We start from the raw sequence: 22,209 nt of genomic DNA, 5'->3' as shown, positions 1-22,209 counted from the left end.
TCTTCCAGCATCTATCGTACAACGTGCCATATCCGCCCGTCAGATCATTCCCTTCCGTCTGCGAACATGGTCTGGTAGATGATCGGGAATCTCATGTCATTCCTCGAGCAGTACGAAGCAGAGGAGATCAGGCCTCAGGAGCCGTTTTGGCGATGACCTGGGGTAATGGAGAATGCCTCTGGGAAGTGCGAAACGGCTGGCGAAACCCGCTGTGCAAATCCTGTCGGGATGCATAGCGGGTGCTGACGAATCGGTGATGGAGGGACGGTGAGTTATACGGTGGGGGCGGTTGCTCCGCGATTTCAGCGGAGGAGGCCCATCCATGCGGGTGGATCTGTTGATCCGTCACGCTGCTCAAGTGGTCACGCCGCGGGGGCGACGGCCGACACGGGGGGCGGCCATGGGCCATCTGGAGATCATCCCCGACGGCGCCGTGGCGGTCCGGGATGGCCGGATTGTGGCGGTGGGCCCCACGGCGGCTGTGGAAGCTTCGGCCGGGGAGGCCGCGGAGGTCCTGGACGCCCGCGGTCAAACGGTGATCCCCGGCTTGGTGGATCCCCACACCCATCTGGTCTGGGCTGGCGATCGGGTTGCGGAGTTTGAGATGCGCCTGAAGGGCGCCACGTATCTGGAGATCCTCCAGGCCGGCGGTGGGATCCTTTCCACGGTGCGGGCGACCCGCGCAGCTTCGATGGAGCAGTTGATCGCCGAGACCCGGGGGCGCCTGGATCGGATGCTGCTCCACGGCACCACTACGGCGGAGGCCAAGACCGGGTATGGCCTGGAATGGGAAACGGAGCGCCGCCTCCTGGATGTCCTTCACCGGCTCAACGGCCTCCATCCGCTGGATCTGGTCCCCACGTTCCTGGGCGCCCATGCGGTTCCCGAGGAATACCGGGCGGATCCGGGGGCCTATGTCGAACGATTGATCGAGGAGATGCTGCCCGCCGTGGCGGCCCTCCGTTATCCAACGGACGGCCCGTGGCATCCTCTATGGGCGGATGGACGGGCGGCCTGGTTCTGCGATGTGTTCTGCGAACGGGGGGCCTTCGATCTGGAGCAGACCCGGCGCATCCTGGAGGCGGCCCGACGTCTGGGGTTCGGCCTCAAGGTGCACGCGGACGAGTTCGAGCCGGCCCTGGGGGCGACGCCCATGGCGGTCTCCATGGGGGCCATCAGCGTGGATCACCTGGTGAGCACGCCATCGGAGCATCGGGAGATCCTCGCCCGCTCCGAGACCATCGGGGTGGTCCTTCCGGGCACCCCGTTCGGGCTGGGGACGGGCCATTACGCCCCCGGGCGGGAGCTGATCGATCGGGGGGGCGCACTGGCCCTCGCCACGGATCTGAATCCGGGGACCTCGTGGTGCGAGTCGATGCCGATGATGATGGCCCTGGCGGCCCGCTATATGAAGCTCACCCCGGCGGAGGCGCTGACGGCGGCCACCCTGAACGCGGCCTGCGCCATCGGCCTGGGCCATGAAATCGGAGGCCTGGAGCCCGGCAAGCAGGCGGACATCGTGCTGGTGGATGCGCCGGATTACCGGCATCTGGCCTATCGGTATGGGGTCAACCTGGTCCGCACGGTGATCAAGCGGGGGCGAGTGGTGGTTCGGGATGGGGCTCTCCGGATCCCTGACGGTTGAGCCTTCATCCCATGATCTCATCGATCGCCACCGTGAGCCCGGGGATGAGGGCAGGACGGATGGTCTCGCCCCGGTGGACGATGTGGAGCTCCCGATAGCCTTCCGGACCGGGCTGGCGGTAGACCTCGATGTGCTCCTTGGCCAGGTCCACAAGCCAGGCCTCGGGGATGCCGTGGCGGGCGTAGAGGGGGATTTTGACCGTGCGGTCGTAGTCGGCGGAGGTTTCGGCCACTTCCACGATGAGGAGGACGTCCTCCGGCCCGGGGTGGGCGGAGGCGTAGAAATCCGGGCGGTAGCGGAGCAGGGCCACATCGGGCTGCGGCTCCGAATGCCGCCCCAGGCGAATGGGGTCCTGAACGCTGACGATGGCGCGTTCCCCCACGGCTCGATCCAGGAGCCGGACGAGGCGCTTCACGCAAGCGGCGTGACGGCTGCCGATGGGGCTCATGGCGACGAGTTCTCCTTCGATGAGCTCGACGCGGTCGTCTTCGGAGAGGATGCCGGCCTCGGCCATGCGGTGGTATTCCTCCACGGTGAACAGGCGCCGCTGCACCTGAACGCTCATCGCGGATCTCCAGATGCGGGCCGGTGGCCCGGTTTGCTTTCAGACTAATCCGGGGGCTGGGATTTCGTCAAACGAAGAGGATCGATCTGACCGCTCAGGGTGGGCCCCGCTGCATACGCCCCGTTTCGGGTTTGACTCTCCGAAAGGGTTGCCGAAGCGAGGATGGTGCGATCGACGCGTGGGATGAGCGCCCCCTCGCCTCCGATTCTGGACATTCCTGCGAACCTGCCCTATCTTTGAAGAGAGCGATTCCCCGGCCCTCGCTCCTGGATGGACGGGAGGGCTGGCGAAAGCGGTGGGAACCTGGATCATCCCCGGCTTCTTCTCATATCACCCCCGAGGATAAGGAGCGCCATGACCATCGGCCAGCGCATTCCGATGCGTGACGGTCATCTGAAGGTGACCGGGCGTCTGAAGTTCGGCGCCGACCTGCGGCTTCCGGATCTCCTGTATGCCCGCCTGGTCCTCAGCCCCTACGCCCACGGTCGCATCCGGCGGGTCGATCCCTCCCGCGCGCGGGCCGTTCCCGGGGTGGTCGCCGTGTTGACGGCGGCGGATCTTCCCGGGTTCCAGCGGGAGCCGGAGAGCCACGCGCGGGCGCTGCTGGCCTGGGAGCGGGTGGTGTATTACGGCCAGCCGGTGGCGGTGGTGCTGGCGGAAAGCGAGGCGGCGGCGGCCGATGGGGCCGCCCAGGTGGAGGTGGAGATCGACCCGCTTCCCGCGGTCGTCGATCCGCTGGAGGCGATGTCCGAAGAGGCCCCACGGATCTGGCCGCGCGGCCGCCCCGGGGTGCGGGCGGATGCCGGAGCCCATGCGGCGGACGTCGGGGGCGCCGGAGCCGAGCGGCCGGCCCAACCCGGCAACATCTCCGATCACGTCCGCTATGCCCGCGGTGACGTCGAGCAGGGATTCCGGGAAGCCGACCTTATCCTCGAGCTCACCTACCGGACGTCGGCTGTGCATCAGGCTTACATCGAGCCGCACACGACGACAGCGGCCCTGGATCCGGCCACGGAGACGCTGACCATCTGGACCAGCACCCAGGATCCCTTCGGGGTGCGGGAGGAGGTGGCGGATTTCCTGGGCTGGCCGGAGAACCGCATCCGGGTGGTGCCGATGCCGGTGGGCGGTGGCTTCGGGGGGAAGTTCACCCTGCTGGAGCCCCTCGTGGCCGCCCTCGCGGTCCATCTCCGTCGTCCGGTGCGGTTGACGCTGACCCGTCAGGAGGAGTTCCTCATCGGGACGCCGGCCCACGCTTCCATCATCACCATGAAAACCGGCGTGAAGCGGGATGGGACGCTGACGGCTCTCCAGGCCCGGGTGATCTTCGACGCTGGGGCCTTCCCGGGTTCGCCCGCCCGCATCGCCGCGAACCTGCTCGGGAGCTTCTATCGCTTCCCCCATTATGAGATCGAGGCCTTTGAGGTGCTGACCAACAAGCCCGGGGTCGGCGCGTATCGGGCGCCCGGCGCCCCCCAGGCCCTCTTCGCCCTGGAATCCCAGATGGACGAGATGGCCCGGCAGCTGGGGCTGGACCCGTTGGAGTTCCGGTTGCGGAATGTAATGGGAGAGGGGGATGAATTGCCCAGCGGGAAGCGCTACGGCCCCATCGGCCTGCGGGCATGCCTGGAGGCCCTGCGGGACCATCCCCTGTGGCGGGAGCCGCGTCGGGAGCCTGGCGAAGGCGTTGGGCTGGCGGTGGGCGGCTGGCACGGCGGCCTGGAGCCGGCCGCGGCGATGTGCCACGTGGACCGCGATGGGGTGGTGCGGATCTATGTGGGCGCGGTGGACCTGCAGGGCACTCACACGGCGATGGCCCAGATGGCCGCGGCGATCCTGGGAGTGCCGGTGGAACAGGTCCGCATCCTCCAGGGCGATACCGATATGGCCCCCTATGCCGGGGCCAGCGGGGGGAGCAAAACCACGTATACGGTCGGCCTGGCCGTGCAGCGGGCGGCGGAGGAGGCCCGACAACAGATCCTGCGGATCGCTTCCGAACACCTGGAGGTGGCCCCGGAGGATCTCGAGATCCGCGATGGTCGAATCTATATCTGGGGGGTTCCCGAGCCCCGTATGACCCTCGGGGAGGTGGCAGCCCTCGCTCAACGCTTCGGCGGGAAGTTCGAACCGGTCGTCGGCCGCGGCTCCTCCGCCCAGACCGAGCAGGCCCCCGGCTTCGCCGCCATGCTGGTCCGGGTGCGGGTGGATCCCGAGACGGGCTACGTCACCGTGCGGGAGGCGGTGGTGGCCCAGGACGTGGGACGGGCGATCAACCCCCTGCTGATCGAGGGCCAGATGCACGGCGGTGCGGCCCAGGGCCTGGGCTGGGGCCTGTGGGAAGCCCTTCGATACGATGCGAACGGCATTGCCCTCACCGTCTCCTTCATAGATTATGCGCTTCCGAACGCGACGGAGGTTCCGCCGATCGAAACGCAGATCGTGGAAGTGCCCAGCCCGCACGGTCCCTTCGGGGCCCGGGGGGTGGGGGAGCCGCCAGTGGTGCCCGGCGCGGCGGCGGTGGCCAACGCCATCCGGGATGCGATCGGCATCCGGATCCCGGAGCTGCCCATCACCCCGGAGCGGCTGTGGAACGCTCTGACCGCCCGGGTGATCGCCGAGACCCGCCTCCGGCACGAGTGGGGGGATCCATCATAAATGAGGGATGGCCTGTTCGTGGGTTGACCATCCCCGGCGGACCGATCCACGAAGGGCAGATCCCCGGTCTTCCGGGTTTAAGCCCCGAGCGGATATCCGGATCTTTCTCCAGGAGGGGGATATGGGCGTGGAGACGCTGCGGAACTACATCGGCGGCGAGTGGGTGGCCTCGGCGACGGAGAACTTCCTCGAGGTTCGCAATCCTGCTCTGGACGAGGTCATCGCCCGGGTGCCGCTTTCCACCCCGGAGGAAGTCGATCGCGCGGTCGTTGCTGCTCAAACGGCTTTCGAGACCTGGCGTCGCCTTCCCCTCCAGACTCGAGCCCGCTATCTGCTCCGTCTGCGGGATCGGGTGGAGCGGCATTTCGATGACCTGGCCCGCACCATTGTCCAGGAGCACGGGAAGACTCTGGAGGAAGCCCGGGGCGAGATGCAGCGGACCCTGGAGAACATCGAAGCGGCCGCCGGGATGTTCGCCTCGTTGATGGGCTATCACACCCCCCAGATCGCCGATGGGATCGATGAGGAGTGCATCCTGGAGCCGGTGGGCGTCTTCTGCTGCATTGCGCCCTTCAATTTCCCCGCCATGATCCCCTCCTGGTTCTTCCCCTATGCCCTGGTGGCCGGAAACACCTACATTGTCAAGCCCTCCGAGGTCTGCCCCATCACCCAGACCCGCCTCTTCGAGCTGATCCATGAGGTCGGCTTCCCGCCGGGGGTGATCAACATGGTCCACGGTGGGAAGGAGGTGGTGGACGCCCTGCTGGCCCATCCGGGGATCGCCGGCGTCTCTTTTGTGGGCTCCACGCCGGTGGCGAAATATGTCTACGCGACCGCCACCGCCCACGGCAAGCGGGCTCAGTGCCATGGCGGCGCGAAGAACGCCCTGGTGGTTATGCCGGATGCCGATCTGGAGCGCGCCGTTCCGGCGATCCTCTCCTCCGCCTTCGGGTCGGCGGGGCAGCGCTGTCTGGCGGGCTCCCTGGTGATCGCCGTGGGAGAGATCCACCGGCCGCTCACCGAGGCCCTGGTGGAGGGCGCCTCCCGCATCCGGGTGGGTTACGGGCTGGAGGAGGGCGTGCAGATGGGGCCGGTGGTCTCCCGCAAGGCGCTGGAGCGGATCCACCGTTACATCGAGACCGGCCTGCGGGAGGAGGCGGACCTCGTTCTGGACGGCCGGGGGATCCGGGTGCCGGGGTATCCGAACGGCTACTTCATCGGGCCGACGATCTTCGACGGCGTGCGGCCGCCGATGACCATTGCCTGCGAGGAGATCTTCGGCCCGGTGCTGGGGATCATCCCGGCGCGGGATCTGGAAGAGGCGCTGGCGATCATTAACGGCTCATCCTACGGGAACGCCGCCTCGCTGTTCACCCGCGATGGCAAGGCCGCCCGGGAGTTCAAGCTGCGGGTGCGGGCCGGCAACGTGGGGATCAACATCGGCGTGGCCGCCCCCATCGCCCCCTATCCCTTCGCGGGGCAGAAGCAGTCGTTCTTCGGCGATCTCCACGGCCAGGGGATGGACACCCTCTATTTCTTCACGGATCGCAAGGTGGTCATCACCCGCTGGTTTTGAGCCGGGGGGCTCGCCACCCTCCCGCCGGTCGCTTTCCGCCCTTCCCGCGATCATTCCGACCGGAGGAGCTCCATGATCGTGATCTCGAAGGGCGCCAGGCGTAGCTCGCGGAGCGCCTCTTCCCGGCCTTCCTGCCGATGGGTCGAAAAGAGACACCGGCCCCGGTTCGGGAGATCGACGTTCACGCGCGCCGGGCTCTCCCCCATGTTCATCGCCACCAGGCAGGCCTGGCCGTCCTCCGGAAGCCGGCGCAGGAAGACCAGCGCCTCCTCCGAATCCTCGGCCAGGGCCACATATTCGCCGGCCAGCAGGGCGGGCGTGCGCTGCCGCAGATGGATGAGGCGCCGGTAGAAGGCGAGCAGCGAGTCTGGATCCTCCAGCTGATCGGCCACGTTCACCCCTTCCTGATAGTTCGGGTGCACCGGAAGCCACGGCGCCACCCCCGGCGGGCAGAAGCCTGCGTTCGGCGCCCGGGACCATTGCATCGGGGTTCGGCACTTGTCGCGGCCGAATCGTGCCCCGCGGATCACCGCCTCCTCATGGGGCGTTCCGAACAGCTCCCGCTCCACGCGATACCACCAGCGGCCCAGGGGATCCTTGAATTGCGCGAGATCGGTGAGGATCAGATCCCGCATGCCGATCTCTTCCCCGTAGTAGAGGAACGGCGTCCCGCGCAGGGTCAGCATCAGCGCGGCGGCGATCCGGGCGATTTCGAGATCGTGCCGGCCATCCCCGTATCGGCTGAGGACGCGGGAGAAATCGTGGTTGCCCATGGTGTTGCACGGCCAGGCCCCTGCCGGCATGCCGCTCAGCCGCTCCCGCTGGTTCGCGCGCACCACCGCCGGCGTCAGGCGCGGGGCTTTCATCAGCGGGAAGTTGAACACCAGGTGCAGCTCGTCCTCCCCATTCCCGTAATAGGCCAGGTCCTCCGTCTCTCCCACCAGGACCACATCTCCATACGTGTTGACCAGAGCGCGCAGCTCCCGCATCAGGTCATGGACCTCGGGCAGATCTTCCTGATAGCGGAACATCTCCTGTCGGATGCGCCACAGGCGCTCGCGCTCCGCCTCATCCGAAGCGGCGTTCCATGCCTTTAGCCACTCCGGGTAGCTCATAGGCGCGTTCTGATCCGGGAGCGCGGGGTCCTCGAAAATCGTCCCCACCGCATCCAGGCGGAAGCCGTCCACCCCCATATCCAGCCAGAAGCGGACGACATCGAACATCGCCTGCTTCACAGCCGGATTCCGCCAGTTCAGGTCCGGCTGCTCCTTGAAGAAGAAGTGATAGTAATACTGACCGGTCCGCGGGTCGTATTCCCAGGCAGAGCCTCCGAAGATCGAATACCAGTTGTTGGGCGGCCCGCCGTTCTTCCCATCGCGCCAGATATACCAGTCCCGTTTCGGGCTGTCCCGCCCGGCTCGGGATTCCTGAAACCACGGATGCTGGTCCGAGGTGTGATTGAGGACCAGGTCCAGGATCACCCGGATGTGGCGGCGGTGCGCTTCATCCAGAAGACGGCGGAAATCCGTGAGGGTGCCATATTCCGGGGCCACGTCCATGTAGTCCGCCACATCATAGCCCCAATCCACCAGGGGGGAGGGATAGTGGGGACAGAGCCAGAGGGCTTCGATCCCCAGATCCTGGAGGTAATCCAGATGGCGGCGGATCCCCTCCAGGTCTCCGATGCCGTCTCCGTTCGCGTCGGCAAAGCTGCGCGGATAGATCTGATAGAACACCGCCTTCTGCCACCACCTGAGCTCCCGCATGGAGAACCCTCCCATGGTATGGAATGCCATATCAGGGAATGGAGTCGCCCCCGCAAGTCGGCGCCGTTCATTCAACGGGACGGTTCCAGGGCGTGTGGCATCCCTCCGGTCGGGATTTCAGGCGCGCGTTTGCGAGTGGGCTCCATACAAAAGGGAGATTTTAAAGAGGCCCGCGGGAATGGGCAATTGCGCCGACGGCGGGCGTATATGGAGCGATGGCCGCGCGCGGCGGGTTCATGGTTTCCGGAACAGGCCCACCAGGTGGATGCGCCATCCGCGAAGCGGAGGCCAGGCGGTGAGCCGCTCGTAGAGAGCGGCCAGGGCGAACAGCAGCGGATGGAAGGCCATGTAGGTGGGATCCTCGATCGCAAACCAGGCGATCTCCCGCAGGCCGGCTTCGCGGAGGAGGCGGCGCAGCTTCCCGGGGGTATTGGCGCGATAGAAGACCGGGAAGATGTCCTGGGGGGCGCGGCCGTAAAGGCGCTGCACCAGAGCAGGCCGCCATGGCGGGGGGATCCAGCGCCCCAGGATCATCAGGGGATGGCGCGCGTTCGGAGTCAGCAGGAGGAGATGGCCTCCGGGCTTCAGGGCACGAGCCATTTCCTGAAAAGCCCGCTCCGGTTCCGGGAGATGTTCGATCACCCAGGTGCAGAGGATCAGATCGAAGGCGCCCCCCGCGAACGGCAGCGCTTCCAGCCGGGCCTGAACGCGAAGCGAGAGAATCGGGTTCTCCCGCAGGGAGGGGAAATCCCTGTCCACCCCGACCGCCAGGCCTACTCGATCCTGAAAGCGGCCCAGGACCCCGAACCGGCCGCATCCAGCGTCCAGCGCCCGGACGGCCGGGGCGAGGAGCGGCTCCAGCAGGGCGTTGAAGACCTCCCCGGCAGGCCGCCAGCCCGGCCGTTGCGCCCGATAGCGAGCCCGATAGATCTCCTGACGGGAGAGATCCAGCATCGGGAATGGGATACGGCGACAGGAGAAGACCGATCGTTTCTTCAGCTTTCTTTTTACATCGAGAGGTCTGGGCGGGGAAATCAACGGTGAGAGGGAGAGGCGGGGCGTAACGATGGGGATGTCCGCCCCGACCGCATTCCCGGGCCATGGGAGAGTTCCCCGGCATGCTTGGCGGGGCGCAGGGAGGCGGGTAAAAATGGAGAGCGAGGACGCATCTTCCCCTGGGGGGAGCGGGCATGGACGCATGCATCTTCTGCGCCATCGTAGCGCGCCGGCAGCCGGCGGAGATCGTCTACGAGGACGAGCGGACGATGGCCTTCCTGGACATCAACCCGGCGAATCCGGGTCACACCCTGGTCATCCCCAAGCGCCATGCGGAGACCATCTTTGAGATCGACGAGGAGGACGCCGCGGCCGTGATGCGCACGGCGGTCCGGGTGGCCCGGGCGATCCGTCAGGCGCTGGCCCCGGATGGCCTGAATCTCGTGCAGAGCAACGGGCGGGCCGGCGGGCAGGAGATCTTCCATCTGCACGTGCATGTGATCCCCCGCTGGGTGGGGGATGGGCTGCGGCTGGCCCGGCCGCCGGTGGTGCGCCGGGAGCGCCCGCTCCCCGAGGTCGCGGCGGAGATCCGTCGAGCGCTGGGCGGGTAATGGGCGCTTCCATTCCGCTGGAAGCAGGGATCCCCGGGCTTTTCAGGGCACCTTGAAAATCCATGGTCCGGGGTGGCGCAGCAGCGGCGCTTGCGGATCCTCGCGGTCCCATCCGATCAGCTCCAGAATCCGCAGCGAGGTGGGGCCGGATGGCGCGCCATGCGAATGGGAGATCGGGAAAAACAGATCCCGGCAGATCTCCGTCGGGGGATCCCATGAAACGGGGACGGCCTCCCCGGGGATCACCGCTCCGGGGATGATCCACTCCGCGATGGGAAGCCATTGCCGGTGAGGATCCGCGGGGGAGAAGCACAGACGGGCCCGGGCTCCAGAAGGGGATCGAACCCAGCGGGTCAGGGTGAGGGAGATCCCTCCCGCCTGTGTTGTTTGAGGAGATCCCCAGGCTTCGCCAGGAAGCACCCGGAGCGAGAACGTGAAGACGAAAGGAGAAAGAGAAACGTCAGCAGGGGTATGGATCGCCGTTGCAGGAACCTGGGTTCCCGGTGCGGGATTGGATAAAGATGGCGAAGCCGGCATCTGCGGAGCGGTCGGAACCAGCTCCATGATCAGACGGAGGGATAATTCATCCGAGTAGTCAGCTGGCCAGCCGGGGAGAGCCCATGGATCGGAAGCGGCGATGAAAACGGACTCCCCGGCCGGAAGGGAGAGACCGAAAATCTGTGAAGCGCCTGCCACGCCCTGGCTGGTGATATAAGGGAGCGTCCGTCCTCCTGCGTCCTGAAGGAGGATTCGATAGGGCGTGATCGCGCTGGGTGTGCTCCGGATCCGATAACCGATCAAAATGATATTGGCGTCCGCATATCCCCATTCCAGGCGGACAGTAAGGGGGCCATGGGTTTCCTGGAGGGCGAGGGGCTGGACCTGCCTGTCCCGGTAGAGGGAGCGGCTCATGGGCACGATTTCCTACATGCTTCGAATGGGCGTCCATCCAGCTCCCAGTGCGATTCCTACCAGAAGAGACCCGAGGAGGGCGGTGATCAGCAGAGCAGGCCTCCAGTGTGGAAGTGCGCGCAGGCTTCCCCATCGCCTTTCGGGAGCATGGACCTCTGAGAGCCGATGTCGAATCATCGGCCACAGGTCACGATGGCTGGAGGTCCAGGCCCGCGCCAGCCAGCGCAGACCCTCGCGCAGGCGACGCTCATCCTCTGTCCAGTTGCGATCATCCGCGCCCATGGCCCAAACTCCCTCTTACTCCTGAAGCATGTGTTGCAGGCGCTCCCGGGCATCGTGAAGCTGCCATTTGACCGTGCCTGGCGAGCAATCCAGCGTCTGGGCGATGGCTTCGATGCTCAGTTCCTCATAATAGTAAAGGATCACGATGGTTCGCTGGCGGGCGGCAGTGCTTCCAGGGCCTGAGCAAGTTCTATACAGTTAATTGAATATCGAATAAAATCCTGAGAGGCCGGGTTGCCCGCCTTGCTCCCCGCTGGATCCTCGGCGGAGAAAACCTCGTAATTCCCCGGAACAGGACTTGTGGAAATCCACAGGGGAACTCCTGAGGAAAATACGGTTGCGAAGCGATCTCTGACTGCTTATTATACAGAATGCGCGGAAAACCATGAGCAATAGAAGTTGACTGCATCTCTGGCTTAATATCCTTACCTATAGATGAAAAAATCGGATTTCAGTAGCGACAACATGACCGATTAGTTGCGTATTGTAGATGCTAATGGGAAGAACGGTAAGTATCTTAAAGATAGGAGGTCAAAATGAATAAGACTAAATTTCTAATGCTTGCGCTATTTGTGTTGGTGGTACTCATGGTGGGCAGTTTCACCATTCCTGCCCTGGCTTGGTTTGACAGGGAGGAGGATGGTTACAGTTATCAACGCAGCAGCGGCCCTGACCCAAAGGTCTGTGGAAACAATTGCGGTGATGCGAACCATGACTGGTTAGGTAAGTCCAAGTTTGATGTCAACTACAACTTTATTGGCTTCGAGCCACCGAAAGCGGGATATACGGACTGGTTAGGAGTGTCAAGTGCCCATGCCTCTGAACTGCCCACTTTGGCAAAACAGAACACCTTTACCCTTTCGCGACCAGATCTGCCTTTCACCATACAAGTAGCTAAGGATAATGGGCATATTCGGGCCTACGTAGAGGTCGACTTCTCTACGCCTGCCGGCCTTCAAGCTTATGTACAGTGGAATATTGCCCGAGCTCCAATGCTGTCTGCCAATCTCAAGCATCCTTGTGAAAGTCACGTTCCGTTCGCCTATCTCCATTGCTGAGGCCCAGAAATTGATTCATGTCACCGGCCTGAAGCTGGAACAGACGACTTTTGTTGGACGGAACCCAGAAGGCCAGCTATATAGCGGGGGTACTCTCAGCGATGGAGTTGACTCAACCATCCGCCTGGGAGCGCTTGAATCGATCTGGAAAGAAATTTGGACGGCGTGATGGTGATCGAGGGTGTCCTGAGCCGGGGTGATGCCCTCCGGATGCTGTTAAAAGCACCTCAAGTTTACCTGGTGGATGTGACGACGGATTTCGCCCTCCAGGAGCTTGAGGCGGCTAACGTAACGAACCTTCAAGGCATCGTGGTGCCTTCACCCTATCGGCGGCTCTATATGGACTGGCTATCTGGACGGTCTGAGTAACTGAGTTCAATGCGAAAGGGGAAAATGGCCGATAGAAGAAAGATTTACCTAAGCGAGGGGATATATGATACGCAAATGTGCATCTATTTGGTCGATTCTTTTGCTCATTGGCACAACCATGTTCATTGCCAATTGTTTAAGAGAGCCGGCGGAAGGGACTCTTCCTCCAACCCCCACACCGGTGCCGGCTGGGAGCTTCATCTTTGAACCGTCTCGGGTCTCCGCCGGAACCAGAGCGGTAGCGGTGAAAATAACCAATCTTGTGAGTCAACGGATGCCCGTGGTGGAGCATAGTATTGTGATTACTGAGCCAACCACTGTGCGGGAGATCACAGCGATGCTCCTGGCTGCGACGTCCACCGCCTGTGCTGCAGGCGTGCCAATCCCACGGCAAAGTAGCGGCTATGGGATACGCTTGGAGCTCTATAGTCGAAGCGATATAGATCCATTAAGGGCAACAAGCACCCAGTGGATGCTGGCGGAGGTTTCTTGCTATCCTGAAGTGAACTCCATCGGTGTTTATCGGCCTGAGGGGCGGGGACAGATTATAGAGATTTGCCCTGTTGAAACGGCGCTGCGGGAAATCTTGGAGCGCGAGCTGGCCATCCGGGGGCTGACCTTCCCCCGTTGATAGCAATATTTGATGACGTAGGATCCACGCTGTTTCAATCTTGGTGGGGCCCGCTCAGGTTCCGTGTTTGCTCCTTCCCACGCCGGGAAGCGGTGAGGGGAGAGGGGTAAATCCGCTCGGGTCCGGAGGGGAGCCCGGATGGCGTCCCTTTCAGTCGGTTCGCAAAGCGTGCGTCCATTCCAGAGGGCGGGTGGAGAAGAAAGCCCCCCAGAGGTTACGGGCGAGGGCCCTCCCGACCAGGGTCAGGACAAATACCAGCCTCATGGCCAGCCATCCCATCCTCGCTGTCGGGCCGCGTGGTGGTTCCCCTGGGAGGATGGGAACAGCTGGGCCTGCAGCGCCGGCCACAGATCCCGATCCACCGGGACATGCATCCCGGCCAGGCGGTCCAGGTCTTCCTGCAACTGCATGGCTTCTTCTGGCGTCTGAGGGAACTCCTCCATGGCACTCCCTCCTCCTCCGCATGCTCCGCCTGAAGCGCGAGGCGCAGGTGCCGGCGGGCCTGGTGCAGATGCCATTTCACAGTCCCGAGGGCGCAGCCCAGGATCCGGGCGATCTCCTCCTTGGAGAGCGCTTCATCGTCGCGCGGGATCAGCACGGCTCGCCGCATCGGCGAGAGGCGCTCCAGCGCCCGAGCGATCCGTTGCACTCGATCCTCTCCCTCCAGCTGTTCCAAAGGCTGCCTGAACGGTGTCCTCCGCCTACATGGGATCGGGCAGGATCAGGGCGGCGACCCGGAGGGCCCGCTGCCCATACATGCGCACCAGGGCCGCCATCCCCTCTGGATCGCCCTTCCGCCATCACTCCAGGGCTTCTCGTTCTTCCGCCCGGTTCCACCCATACCTGGGGGTAGCCCGGTCCTTTCGCAGATCAGTTAAGGAGCTTTCGCCTCGACGCGTCGCCGCTCAAGCGGCTCCTGCAGGAGTCTCCTGTTCCCGGGAGGTCAGCGGATGGCGGGCTCGACGTAAACGATAGGTCCCTCCACGCGCACCTGGAAGGGACGGACTGGCGGTGGATACTCCAGTGGCCGGGATGGCAGCCCCCACTCCTTCTGAGGGAATTCATGGCATCCCTGCAAACCGCTCGAGAAAGCATGGAGGGCGCCATCCCGGGAGAAGGTATAGCACAGGTAAATCCCCTGCCGATTCAACTCGACCCTCATTCGGTTGAGCGCATCGGGCGCATAGCGGACGCCATCCAGGACGACAGGAACCTGGACATCTTCGTCTGGCGAGGTTTCGGGCGTGGGCGCCGCGCCCAGGAGGAGCAACGCCCCCAGAATCCCCAGGAGCAAGCAGACCTTCTTCGGGATGTTTCCCTCGCATGGCTTGCCTCTCCGTGAAGGGTTTTTCCACCCGATATACTCTGGAAGCCCCCTGGACGGTTGGGGGGCAACCAGGCGGTCTCGGGGCCTGCGAAGCGGATTCGCTGGAGGCGACCGATCGCCCGAGGGGGGGAATTCTCTTACAATTGGGAAGGGCGCTGGAGATACCCCGGACTGCTCCCGGAGCCTGGGGGGAGAGACCCTTGGGTGAGGGGGAGCCGGAAGCGTCGGACATGTTCTGGCATACGGGCGTGCTCCGCCTTCCAGGAGGACAGGAATGCGCCGTTGTGCTGTGGTGCTGGGGATGGCATGGCTGCTGACGCTCGCGCTCGGTTGCGGCGTGACCGCCCCGGGGCCTCAAGCCCAAACCCCTCCCGCGGGGTCGCCCGTCTCCGAAAGCGGGCTTCCGGATCTGCGCCTTCGGAGCCCCGCTTTCGCGGAGGGAGAAGCGATCCCCCGCGAATACACCTGTGATGGGCCGGACCGCTCGCCCCCGCTGCGCTGGGAGCCCCCTCCACCGGGTGCCCGAAGCCTGGTCCTGATCGTTGACGATCCCGATGCGCCTGGCGGACGGTTCATTCACTGGGTGCTGTATGCGATCCCGCTCGACCGGACGGAGCTCCCGGAGGGCATCCCGCGGGAGCCGGAGGTGGAGGGTATCGGGAAGCAGGGACGAAACGACTTCGGGCGCATCGGATATGGGGGTCCATGCCCGCCTCCTGGGCCAGCTCACCGGTATCGGTTCGTCCTCTACGCCCTCGACAGCGTCCCGGACCTCCCTCCAGGGGCCAGCCCGGCCCAGGTGGAACAGGCGCTGCATGGGCATGTGCGGGCCGTTGGGCGTCTCACCGGGCGGTATGGGCGATGAGGGAAGCGTCGGATGTGGACGGTGGACCTGCGGCTGGTATGGCTCGCTCTGGCCCTCCTCCTGACGCTGGCCTTTATGCTAGGCCGATGGTCCGCTCGGGAATCCGCCCGGCGCGCCTTTTTACAGATGGATCGGGCATCGCTCGGTTTCCTGCGCGTGCGCCCGGATGGGCGCTACACGGCGGCCAGCCCGCTCGCACGCCAGTGGCTGGGGCTTCCCGCGGCCTCCGGCCTCCTGCCGGATGCGGAATGGCGACCCTTTCTGGAGGAAGATGTTCGGGCGGCGCAGGCCAGAGGGGTGGGGCGCTCCCGTTTCCTGGTCCTCGCCGGAGGCCAGGCCCTGCGCTGGTGGGTTGTTCCCATGGAAGACGCCTTCTGGGTCCTGGTGGCGGATGCGAGGGAAAGCCATCGGGGCCTGGAGAAGCTGCGCCGCCTGTTGACCGGTCTGGCCCACGAGCTTCGAACGCCCCTGGCGACCATGCTGACCCATCTGGAAGTCCTTAAACTCCCCGCGATCGCTCCGGAAATCCGTTCCCAGTCCATGCGCATCCTGGAGGAGGAAACCCGTCGCATGCTCCGCATGGTCCACAGTGTGCTGGAGCTGGGCCGTCTGATCATCGGGGAGCCGCTGATCGTTCATCCCCTCTCCATCGTAGCCGTGGCGGAGGCCGCCATCGCGGAGAAGCTCCCGGAGGCTCTGGCCCGCCAGCAATCCCTGAGCCTTGAGGTAGGGGAAGAGGTGCCGCTGGTTCAGGGGGATGCGGATCGGCTGAAGCAGGTCTTTCTGAACCTGCTGGATAATGCCATTCGCTATAGCCGACCCGGCGATCGCATCCTTGTCTCCCTCCGATCCGTTCCTGGGGGCGTGCGGTGCGAAGTGAGCGACACCGGCCCGGGGATCCCCGCCGAGCATCTCCCCTATGTCACTGAGCCGTTTTATCGCGGGGAAGCTCCCGGGGGCCCCGGAGCCGGGCTGGGGCTGGCCATCGTGGCCGAGATCCTCCGTCAGCACGGATCCAGCCTGGAGATCGAGAGCCGGGTCGAAGGGGAAACCGGCACGCGAATCCGGTTCACGCTGCCCGCATGGCGGGGGAGCGAATGAAAGGCCAGTGGTTTTCGGTGCTGCGTCGTTGGCGCGGCGGGGCGCTCCTCGCGGGGCTGCTCCTGCTGCTGGGGATTCTGACCCCTTCGGGGGAAGTGACGGTGCGCATCGGGCCGGACCGCGAGGGGCCATGGCCTCAGTTCCGGGTGATCCCATCCGCGCCCCGACCCGGCGATCCGGTGATTGTGGAGGTTCAGGATCGGGTTCCGTGGGGCCATATCCTGCTCACGGTCAACGGGGAGCCCGCCGCGCTGGAGCGAATCGAAGCCCGGCCGGAGCTCATGCTCTGGCGCTGGGTCTGGCGCTTCCCGATGCCTGCCGGATCGGTGACGGTGGCGTTCTATCGGGATTGCCACGAAGGATGCCGCCTGCGGGGGCGTCTCGCGCTCGGAGATCCCGAGCCCACCCCCGCACCCCTCGCCATCCCCACCAAGCTGGGCCTGGTCTTCCCGCATCCTGAGCGGGACTGGAAAGGGCGCGCTGGATGGGCCGTGGAGCTGACCTACGCGCAACGAGCGGAGGACCCGGATTGGGGGATCAACGCCCTGGCTGCCCGCGTCGCCCGGCATCAGCGCCGCGGCCTGCGGGTCCTGGTGCGGGTGGATTACGACCGGGGGCAGACCCTTCCCCCTCCCGGGGATCTGGAAGGGCTGGCGCGCTATCTGCGCTATCTGGAGCGCCTGGGCCGGGACGAACGGCTTCAGGGGGTCTACGCCTATTTTCTGGGGAGCGGCCCCAACGAGGCCCTGAGCAACCGCATGAGCCCCGATCGTCCGATCTCTCCGGCCTGGTATGCCCGGGTCTTCAACGGCTACGGCGAATCGCCGGTCCGCACCGACAACGCGGCCGCGGTCCTCCGGGCGGCGAACCCCCGGGCGCGTCTCCTGGTGGGGCCAGTGCGGCCCTATGTTCGGGATCAGGATGGGGAACGGCGGGGCCGCGTGGACGTCCCCTGGCTGAATTACTTCAACACCCTGGTGGCCTTCATCGATGAAACCACACGGGCGAGGGCGGCGATGGGGCAGTGGAACCCCGGGCCGGATGGCTTCGCCCTGCACGTGCCTGGCCGGCCGGAGGCGGCCCGCGCCGCGGGCTATCCGGAGGCAGAGGAGCCGCGTCTGGACCTTCGGGACGCCATGGGGGCACGGGTCGGATTCCAGGCGCTGTATGACTGGTTGGAGATCATCAATGCATATCCCTCGACCCGCGGGCGGCCTGTTTACATCACATCGTCCAACACCTACACACCGGATGAAGGCGTTCCTCCGGCGCACAACTACCCGCGGGGATGGTTGACGGCGGCATGGTCTGTGGTCGCGGGGGAGCCCCAGGTGGAGGCCTTCTGCTGGTTTCTGGACTGGGATCCCCAGTGGGCCGATTTCAGCCTGTGGTGGGGCAAAGGACGCCTGCGGGATGCGGCCGCCGAGTTCGAGGCCCTGCTCACCACCGGGCCGTGAAGAGGAGCGGATCCTTCAGCCTGCTTGAGACCTTGCTTTGCCCTTTCTGCGAACAAGCGACCCTCTGAAAAACTATTAAGACTTACGCAGTTGACAGGAAGGAATTCTAACATATGGAGAGTGATCAGCCAAAATACCCCATATATGGCAGTGGAAATGACCCAGTCGGGTCTCAACTGCGTAACTCCTTTTGATTAATGACAATTTAAAGGAAGATCCGGGTACTCGTGTGAAGGCACGGAGTTTTCACACATGGCTTCCCTATCCAGACCAACGCTGCATCATCATATCCTGAATCAAAGATATTACACTGCTTGTTACAATGAATGTCATTGCCACAATTATCCACCATAAGATCTTACGAATAGATTCGTGAAATTCTGAGAAACAATCAAATCCCGGACACAGATATCCAATCTGAGAAGCGATCATCCACAGAATAAGGCCACCGATAGTCCAGCTCAACGCGGTAGCTGCAGCCCATGCTATTGTTTTCCAAGAAAGGATTTTTGAAGAAAAGAGAGGTCCTTGAAAAATGCCCAGCATCAATCCAAACAATACAAATTCCAATAATGCCAATAATTCAACATTAAGAGTATCCTGCAAGAGCCGCTCCCATCTCATCCAGAGTGCCCCGCTACTTATCCCGGCTCCAATACCCAAAAACCATCCCCACCAAAGAGGATAGCGAAACCGACGTCGTCTTTTAAGCAAAGTCCACACCCCACCTATGCCAGCCCAGTAGATTATTCCAAACAATGATCGATCAAGCCGCAAAATAAATATAATATTCCAAACAATACCACCCCATAACCACCAGAATATACCGAATAAAAGAATATGCATGTAAAACTCCTCCTTATTGGTGAAGGTAGACTGCATTCATCAAAGAAGAAAGTGGAGATAAATCAATCAATGTTCCAACACAAACATGAACCTTGTCCCAAGTATACGAATACCCCTTAAGAGCTGATGGTCCAAACCATATGATAAATCGATCTGTTGAATAATACCTCAAGCTATCGGGATTTTGCCCATAATTCATGTTATATACTAACGTATAATCAATATCAGCGTCATTATCGCAATAATATTGTCCTTGATAATAATAACTTGGATAAGTTTTGTTTATGCTTCCATCCGCTTTCTCGATCATCTGAGCCCACAGCCATCCACCTCCACCACCAGGATCCTCCGCAACCGGAGCAGGTGAAGGAGGCAGAGGGCTGTCCGCCTGAGCAAACGGACCTGTTGGATCGGTGACCTAGATCCCTAGTAGAATCAACCCCAAAACCCCCTTTATAGCGTCGCGGGCCTTCATCGGATTCCTCCCATCTAGAGATTGTGGAAGTCACCCTCATTTTAGCCTTCGCGCTTCGGTTTCACAACCGTATTTTCCACAGGTTCCCCCTTGTGTCTTTCCTCAGGGGCCAGCCTGTGGAAACCACCAGGGGCCTGCTCTCCCAGAGCGCCGCAAACCCGTTGGGCGCCAGGCGATGCGAAGGGGAAACCTGAAGAAATGCTCCGCGGGAACGCCTGGACCAGGAAGCCGAGGGGGAGCCCCATTCTTCAAGCCCATTCAGGGCATATGGCCTGCGTCCACGATCCCCTTCAGTGAAAAAGGCTGCTTGGCCGCAGCGCCATGCGCCTGACTCGCTGGTATCATGTCTTGCGAAACCTGAACCCGGCGGCTCAGGATGAAACCACCCGTCTCTTACCCGCCCATCGCCCTCGTTCTCTTCGGCGCCAGCGGCGACCTGGTCTGGCGCAAGCTGGCCCCCGCCCTCTTCGACCTCTACCGCGACGGCTGGCTGCCGGCGCGCTGGGCGATCCTCGGCATCGCGCGGAGCGCGATGGACGACGCGTCCTTCCGCGCCCGTCTTCTGGACGGCGTCCAGCGCTTTGCCCGCCATCGCCCGGATGAATCCACCTGGATGAGCTTCGCGGAACGCCTCTTCTATCTGCGGGGCGACTACGATGACCCCGCCCTCTATGCGGCCCTGAGCCAGCGGCTCCAGACCATGGATGGCGCGGACCTGGAGGTGACCCATCATATCTTCTATCTGGCGGTTCCTCCGGGCGTCACGGAGACCATCGTGGACCACCTGAGCGCGGCCGGCCTGGTGAAGGACCCCTCGCGCCACCGCGTGGTGATCGAGAAGCCCTTCGGCCACGACCTGCCTTCCGCCCGCCGGCTCAACGCGCGCCTGCGCCAGTTTCTGACGGAAAGCCAGATCTACCGCCTGGACCACTACCTGGGCAAGGACACGGTCCAGAACATCCTGGCCCTGCGTTTCGCCAACGCCTTCTTCGAGCCGGTGTGGAACCGTCAGTATATCGACCATGTGCAGATCACGGTCGCCGAGACCGTGGGGGTCGAGCACCGGGGCGGCTACTATGACCAGACCGGCGCCCTCCGCGATATGGTCCAGAGCCACCTCCTCCAGCTCCTCTGCCTGATCGCGATGGAGCCCCCGGTCTCCCTCACGCCGGAGGAGATCCATCACAAGAAGCTCGAGGTGCTGCGGGCCATCCGTCCCATTTCGATGGATCAGGTGGATGTTTACGCGGTGCGCGGCCAGTATGGGCGGGGCCGCCTGGCCGGAGAGGAGGTGCCCGCTTATCGGGAGGAGCCTGGCGTGGATCCACGGTCGAACACCGAAACCTACGTGGCCCTCAAGCTCTTCGTGGACAACTGGCGCTGGCAGGGGGTCCCTTTCTACCTGCGCACTGGCAAGCGCCTGCCGGTCCGGGCCTCGGAGGTTTCCATCACCTTCCGGCCGGTGCCTCACCGGGCGTTCCCCGAGTCTGCTGTTCGCTCCTGGCAGCCCAACCGCCTGATCCTGCGCCTGCAGCCCGCAGAAGGCGTCCTCTTCCGCTTCCAGGCCAAAGTCCCGGGCCCGGTGATGCAGCTGCAGCCGGTGGATATGCATTTCCTGTATGAGGAGATGTTCGGGAACCGTCCGCCGGAAGCGTATGAGACGCTGCTCCTGGATCTCATCCGCGGGGACACCACCCAATCCCTGGAGGCGGCGTGGGTGGAGGCCGCCTGGGAGGTGATCCAGCCCATCCTGGAGGCCTGGGCGGCCCGGCCGCCTGCGGATTTCCCCAACTACCCGGCCGGCACCTGGGGCCCGCCGGCAGCGGAGGAGCTGATCGCCCGGGACGGCCGATCCTGGGATCTCCCCACCATCCTGGATCCCGTGGGAGCCACGCCCGGATGATCCGCGTCTTCCCCGATGCGGAGGCGCTGAGCCGGGCTGCGGCGGCCCTTTTCGCCCGCGCCGCCCAGCGCGCCGCCCGGCGCGCCGGACGGTTCGTCGTGGCCCTTGCCGGGGGCCAGACGCCGCGTCGGGCCTATGAATGGCTCGCTCGCCCGGAATGCCGGGAGGCCGTTCCCTGGGAGGCGGTGCACGTCTTCTGGGGGGATGAGCGCTGCGTGCCCTTCGAGGATCCCCGGAGCAACGCCCGGATGGCGCACGAGGCCATGTTGCAGCACGTTCCCATTCCACCCCACCAGATCCATCCCATCCGATGCGAGGGGGATCCGGAGGCGGCCGCCGTCCGCTATGAGGCCCTGCTGCGGACGTTTTTCCGGGAAGCGCCCCCGCGGTTCGATCTGATCCTCCTGGGCCTGGGGGAGGATGGCCATACGGCTTCCCTTTTCCCTTTTCATCCGGCGGTGACGGAGCAGAGGCGCTGGGTGGCCGCCGTGCCAGAAGCGGATCCACCGCGGGTGACCCTGACGCTGCCGATCCTGAACCAGGCGTGTCGGGTGGTCTTCCTGGTGACCGGGGCGCGCAAAGCGGAGATCCTGCGGGCCGTGTGGGAGGGACCTTTCGATCCCCTCCGCTGGCCCGCGCAGGGGGTCCGCCCGGGCCCCGGGCGGATCCTGTGGATGGTGGACGCCGAAGCGGCGGCCGGGCTTTTCCGGATCCGGTGACGCTCGGCTGATTTCGTCCTGCGGGCTTCCGGGGTTGCCGCGGACACCGAAGGTATCCCCTGCGGTCCTATGGGGAAGGAGCTATCCGGATTCCCTGAGTTGAAGCTGAATGGCGCAAGTCCGGATGGAGCGTGAACCGAATGGGGCCCATTCGCGTTCTGGTCGCGGATGATCATCCGCCGCTGCGCCTGGGCTTGCGGGCCCTGCTGGAGCGGCGGCCTGAGGTTCAGGTGGTCGCCGAAGCCGGGGATGGGGAAACCGCCCTTGCCATGCTGGAGACGCTCCAGCCCGATGTCGCCATCCTCGATATCCGCCTCCCCCGGCGCGATGGCCTCGCCCTCGCGCGGGAGATCCGGCGGCGCGGGTGGCCGATCCGCATCCTGCTGCTCAGCGCCTACGATGACGAGGCGCTGATCCGGGAGGCCATGGCCGTTGGGGTGGAGGGTTATC

At 64.1% G+C, this 22,209-nt stretch carries 21 protein-coding genes and 1 pseudogene; 12 read left to right on the top strand and 10 right to left on the bottom strand.

The genetic code is table 11. The features are described 5' to 3' along the window. Window positions 1-322: 322 nt before the first annotated feature. The gene (gene hutI, locus VAE54_RS04150) at window positions 323-1,645 is read left to right on the top strand and encodes an imidazolonepropionase (protein ID WP_322800675.1); all 1,323 of its coding nucleotides are present in this window, start codon (window positions 323-325) and stop codon (window positions 1,643-1,645) included. Window positions 1,646-1,649: 4 nt separating this feature from the next. On the opposite strand, the gene VAE54_RS04145 is transcribed toward hutI, so the two are convergent. Then, window positions 1,650-2,210 (bottom strand): Uma2 family endonuclease, encoded by a 561-nt coding sequence (locus VAE54_RS04145; protein ID WP_322800674.1) that lies wholly within the window; start codon window positions 2,208-2,210, stop codon window positions 1,650-1,652. A gap of 354 nt (window positions 2,211-2,564) precedes the next feature. Here VAE54_RS04145 and VAE54_RS04140 point away from each other — a divergent pair, with 354 nt between their 5' ends. Together VAE54_RS04140 and VAE54_RS04135 are read left to right on the top strand one after the other, a co-directional pair. Beyond that, window positions 2,565-4,865 carry a xanthine dehydrogenase family protein molybdopterin-binding subunit gene (locus VAE54_RS04140; RefSeq protein ID WP_322800673.1) on the top strand — a complete coding sequence of 767 codons (2,301 nt, stop codon included), beginning with the start codon at window positions 2,565-2,567 and terminating at the stop codon, window positions 4,863-4,865. 121 nt (window positions 4,866-4,986) lie between these two features. Next, window positions 4,987-6,441, top strand: a complete 1,455-nt coding sequence (locus tag VAE54_RS04135) for a CoA-acylating methylmalonate-semialdehyde dehydrogenase (protein ID WP_322800672.1) — start codon at window positions 4,987-4,989, stop codon at window positions 6,439-6,441. A 50-nt stretch (window positions 6,442-6,491) separates the two neighbouring features. Here VAE54_RS04135 and VAE54_RS04130 read toward each other — a convergent pair whose 3' ends face one another. Continuing rightward, the gene (locus VAE54_RS04130) at window positions 6,492-8,207 is read right to left on the bottom strand and encodes an alpha-glucosidase (protein WP_322800671.1); all 1,716 of its coding nucleotides are present in this window, start codon (window positions 8,205-8,207) and stop codon (window positions 6,492-6,494) included. A gap of 234 nt (window positions 8,208-8,441) precedes the next feature. Beyond that, the gene (locus VAE54_RS04125; RefSeq protein WP_322800670.1) at window positions 8,442-9,161 is read right to left on the bottom strand and encodes a class I SAM-dependent methyltransferase; all 720 of its coding nucleotides are present in this window, start codon (window positions 9,159-9,161) and stop codon (window positions 8,442-8,444) included. 236 nt (window positions 9,162-9,397) lie between these two features. Here VAE54_RS04125 and VAE54_RS04120 point away from each other — a divergent pair, with 236 nt between their 5' ends. Next, complete coding sequence (locus VAE54_RS04120) at window positions 9,398-9,814, top strand: HIT family protein (protein ID WP_322800669.1); 417 nt, start codon at window positions 9,398-9,400, stop codon at window positions 9,812-9,814. 42 nt (window positions 9,815-9,856) lie between these two features. Here VAE54_RS04120 and VAE54_RS04115 read toward each other — a convergent pair whose 3' ends face one another. From VAE54_RS04115 to VAE54_RS04105, 3 genes are read right to left on the bottom strand one after another with little or no spacing between them, the layout of a single operon-like run. Continuing rightward, entirely contained in the window at window positions 9,857-10,726 is an 870-nt protein-coding gene (locus VAE54_RS04115; protein WP_322800668.1) for a hypothetical protein, read from the bottom strand. Window positions 10,727-10,738: 12 nt separating this feature from the next. Beyond that, entirely contained in the window at window positions 10,739-11,008 is a 270-nt protein-coding gene (locus tag VAE54_RS04110) for a hypothetical protein (protein WP_322800667.1), read from the bottom strand. A gap of 15 nt (window positions 11,009-11,023) precedes the next feature. Further along, window positions 11,024-11,206 carry an RNA polymerase sigma factor gene (locus VAE54_RS04105; RefSeq protein WP_322800696.1) on the bottom strand — a complete coding sequence of 61 codons (183 nt, stop codon included), beginning with the start codon at window positions 11,204-11,206 and terminating at the stop codon, window positions 11,024-11,026. Between the two features lie 338 nt (window positions 11,207-11,544). On the opposite strand from VAE54_RS04105, the gene VAE54_RS04100 reads away from it, so the two are divergent. Together VAE54_RS04100 and VAE54_RS04095 are read left to right on the top strand one after the other, a co-directional pair. Continuing rightward, window positions 11,545-12,066, top strand: a complete 522-nt coding sequence (locus VAE54_RS04100; protein ID WP_322800666.1) for a hypothetical protein — start codon at window positions 11,545-11,547, stop codon at window positions 12,064-12,066. Between the two features lie 168 nt (window positions 12,067-12,234). Continuing rightward, window positions 12,235-12,435 (top strand): hypothetical protein, encoded by a 201-nt coding sequence (locus tag VAE54_RS04095; RefSeq protein ID WP_322800665.1) that lies wholly within the window; start codon window positions 12,235-12,237, stop codon window positions 12,433-12,435. An 891-nt stretch (window positions 12,436-13,326) separates the two neighbouring features. On the opposite strand, the gene VAE54_RS04090 is transcribed toward VAE54_RS04095, so the two are convergent. The 3 genes and pseudogenes from VAE54_RS04090 to VAE54_RS04085 form a co-directional block, all read right to left on the bottom strand. Beyond that, window positions 13,327-13,509 (bottom strand): hypothetical protein, encoded by a 183-nt coding sequence (locus tag VAE54_RS04090; RefSeq protein ID WP_322800664.1) that lies wholly within the window; start codon window positions 13,507-13,509, stop codon window positions 13,327-13,329. 53 nt (window positions 13,510-13,562) lie between these two features. Beyond that, window positions 13,563-13,715 (bottom strand): annotated as a pseudogene (locus VAE54_RS14525) (sigma factor-like helix-turn-helix DNA-binding protein); the annotation flags it as partial. 294 nt (window positions 13,716-14,009) lie between these two features. After that, window positions 14,010-14,360 carry a hypothetical protein gene (locus tag VAE54_RS04085; protein WP_322800663.1) on the bottom strand — a complete coding sequence of 117 codons (351 nt, stop codon included), beginning with the start codon at window positions 14,358-14,360 and terminating at the stop codon, window positions 14,010-14,012. 307 nt (window positions 14,361-14,667) lie between these two features. Here VAE54_RS04085 and VAE54_RS04080 point away from each other — a divergent pair, with 307 nt between their 5' ends. The 3 genes from VAE54_RS04080 to VAE54_RS04070 are packed head-to-tail and all read left to right on the top strand — an operon-like array spanning window position 14,668 to window position 17,816. Further along, window positions 14,668-15,258: a YbhB/YbcL family Raf kinase inhibitor-like protein gene (locus tag VAE54_RS04080; protein WP_322800662.1), complete on the top strand. Its 591-nt coding sequence runs from the start codon at window positions 14,668-14,670 to the stop codon at window positions 15,256-15,258. 12 nt (window positions 15,259-15,270) lie between these two features. Continuing rightward, the gene (locus VAE54_RS04075; protein ID WP_322800661.1) at window positions 15,271-16,359 is read left to right on the top strand and encodes a HAMP domain-containing sensor histidine kinase; all 1,089 of its coding nucleotides are present in this window, start codon (window positions 15,271-15,273) and stop codon (window positions 16,357-16,359) included. Next, window positions 16,356-17,816 (top strand): hypothetical protein, encoded by a 1,461-nt coding sequence (locus tag VAE54_RS04070; protein WP_322800660.1) that lies wholly within the window; start codon window positions 16,356-16,358, stop codon window positions 17,814-17,816. The genes VAE54_RS04075 and VAE54_RS04070 overlap by 4 nt, the downstream gene beginning before the upstream one ends. A 261-nt stretch (window positions 17,817-18,077) precedes the next feature. Here the strand turns inward: VAE54_RS04070 and VAE54_RS04065 are convergent, their stop codons facing one another. Next, window positions 18,078-18,662: a hypothetical protein gene (locus VAE54_RS04065; protein WP_322800659.1), complete on the bottom strand. Its 585-nt coding sequence runs from the start codon at window positions 18,660-18,662 to the stop codon at window positions 18,078-18,080. Between the two features lie 851 nt (window positions 18,663-19,513). On the opposite strand from VAE54_RS04065, the gene zwf reads away from it, so the two are divergent. The 3 genes from zwf to VAE54_RS04050 all read left to right on the top strand — a co-directional run. Beyond that, a complete protein-coding gene (gene zwf, locus VAE54_RS04060; RefSeq protein ID WP_322800658.1) occupies window positions 19,514-21,040 on the top strand; it encodes a glucose-6-phosphate dehydrogenase in 1,527 nt (508 codons plus the stop codon). Next, window positions 21,037-21,759, top strand: a complete 723-nt coding sequence (gene pgl, locus VAE54_RS04055; protein WP_322800657.1) for a 6-phosphogluconolactonase — start codon at window positions 21,037-21,039, stop codon at window positions 21,757-21,759. Before zwf ends, pgl begins: the two co-directional genes overlap by 4 nt. A 140-nt stretch (window positions 21,760-21,899) precedes the next feature. After that, window positions 21,900-22,209: response regulator transcription factor (locus VAE54_RS04050; RefSeq protein ID WP_322800656.1), on the top strand; the 310-nt coding region annotated here is incomplete at its 3' end.

Origin of the sequence: Thermoflexus sp. (assembly GCF_034432235.1) — a bacterium.
Taxonomy (GTDB): Bacteria; Chloroflexota; Anaerolineae; order Thermoflexales; family Thermoflexaceae; genus Thermoflexus.
The sequence above is the reverse complement of the archived record's forward strand: the minus strand, read 5'-3'. Positions and strand labels throughout refer to the sequence as shown.

Bases quoted from the DNA above. Each gene is read 5' to 3' on its own strand.
- VAE54_RS04135 (WP_322800672.1), top strand. From the start codon at position 4,987: ATGGGCGTGGAGACGCTGCGGAACTACATCGGCGGCGAGTGGGTGGCC.
- VAE54_RS04125 (WP_322800670.1), bottom strand. From the start codon at position 9,161: ATGCTGGATCTCTCCCGTCAGGAGATCTATCGGGCTCGCTATCGGGCG.
- VAE54_RS04065 (WP_322800659.1), bottom strand. From the start codon at position 18,662: ATGCATATTCTTTTATTCGGTATATTCTGGTGGTTATGGGGTGGTATT.
- VAE54_RS04120 (WP_322800669.1), top strand. From the start codon at position 9,398: ATGGACGCATGCATCTTCTGCGCCATCGTAGCGCGCCGGCAGCCGGCG.
- zwf (WP_322800658.1), top strand. From the start codon at position 19,514: ATGAAACCACCCGTCTCTTACCCGCCCATCGCCCTCGTTCTCTTCGGC.
- VAE54_RS04090 (WP_322800664.1), bottom strand. From the start codon at position 13,509: ATGGAGGAGTTCCCTCAGACGCCAGAAGAAGCCATGCAGTTGCAGGAA.
- hutI (WP_322800675.1), top strand. From the start codon at position 323: ATGCGGGTGGATCTGTTGATCCGTCACGCTGCTCAAGTGGTCACGCCG.
- VAE54_RS04095 (WP_322800665.1), top strand. From the start codon at position 12,235: ATGGTGATCGAGGGTGTCCTGAGCCGGGGTGATGCCCTCCGGATGCTG.
- VAE54_RS04110 (WP_322800667.1), bottom strand. From the start codon at position 11,008: ATGGGCGCGGATGATCGCAACTGGACAGAGGATGAGCGTCGCCTGCGC.
- VAE54_RS04070 (WP_322800660.1), top strand. From the start codon at position 16,356: ATGAAAGGCCAGTGGTTTTCGGTGCTGCGTCGTTGGCGCGGCGGGGCG.
- VAE54_RS04145 (WP_322800674.1), bottom strand. From the start codon at position 2,210: ATGAGCGTTCAGGTGCAGCGGCGCCTGTTCACCGTGGAGGAATACCAC.
- pgl (WP_322800657.1), top strand. From the start codon at position 21,037: ATGATCCGCGTCTTCCCCGATGCGGAGGCGCTGAGCCGGGCTGCGGCG.
- VAE54_RS04080 (WP_322800662.1), top strand. From the start codon at position 14,668: ATGCGCCGTTGTGCTGTGGTGCTGGGGATGGCATGGCTGCTGACGCTC.
- VAE54_RS04100 (WP_322800666.1), top strand. From the start codon at position 11,545: ATGAATAAGACTAAATTTCTAATGCTTGCGCTATTTGTGTTGGTGGTA.
- VAE54_RS04115 (WP_322800668.1), bottom strand. From the start codon at position 10,726: ATGAGCCGCTCCCTCTACCGGGACAGGCAGGTCCAGCCCCTCGCCCTC.
- VAE54_RS04130 (WP_322800671.1), bottom strand. From the start codon at position 8,207: ATGCGGGAGCTCAGGTGGTGGCAGAAGGCGGTGTTCTATCAGATCTAT.
- VAE54_RS04075 (WP_322800661.1), top strand. From the start codon at position 15,271: ATGTGGACGGTGGACCTGCGGCTGGTATGGCTCGCTCTGGCCCTCCTC.
- VAE54_RS04140 (WP_322800673.1), top strand. From the start codon at position 2,565: ATGACCATCGGCCAGCGCATTCCGATGCGTGACGGTCATCTGAAGGTG.